Here is a 586-nt window from a genome sequence, read left to right as displayed (position 1 = left end):
CATAACAAGTGCCTCAACCAAAAGGGACGCAAAACAGCAGGCTGCGCTCCTTCGTCGCTAAGTTTAGCCTGCTATTTTGCGCCGGTTAGGTAAGCGTTATAACCTTCTACAGAATGGAGTAAAAAATGACATCAATAGGATTAGGGGTTTTAAATATTGGCTTAATTGTAATTGTGTTGCTTGGTTTGGTTTTGATGAAAATTGATGTTGCTGATATTGTTTTTTCTATTTTAAGTGGCTCAATCGTAGCTCTAGTTTTTAGTACGTTAGCCTCATACAAAGGCATATCAAAATGGAAAGTCGGTGTTATATCCTCTTTTACCATTTTAGGTTCAATTGTCGCTTGGTTTATTGCACTAATATTCTTAAAAATAACAACTTTAAGTTTATATGGCACAACAGCAATGGTATTTGATCTTTTTATAGGCATGATTGGTGCGACGTTTGTTGCAGTAGCCTCAGTGGAAAAATTTGAAAATAAAGCTCAAGTCTAAAGTTATAACAAGCACTTCAAACGGAACAAAAACAGTTGGTTAGGTTCCGCTTCGCTTCACATTTTAACCAACTATTTTTGTCCGCTTAAGTG

Annotated in this window: 1 protein-coding gene; it reads left to right on the top strand. The window is 36.3% G+C overall.

Translation table 11 applies throughout. The features are described 5' to 3' along the window. Positions 1-125 precede the first annotated feature (125 nt). A complete protein-coding gene (locus ACGHEH_RS21710) occupies positions 126-494 on the top strand; it encodes a hypothetical protein (protein WP_390449867.1) in 369 nt (122 codons plus the stop codon). The last annotated feature ends 92 nt before the right edge of the window (positions 495-586 follow it).

The organism is Pseudoalteromonas sp. MTN2-4 (genome assembly GCF_042848605.1).
GTDB lineage: Bacteria > Pseudomonadota > Gammaproteobacteria > Enterobacterales > Alteromonadaceae > Pseudoalteromonas.
This window is presented reverse-complemented; position numbering and strand designations above follow the sequence as displayed.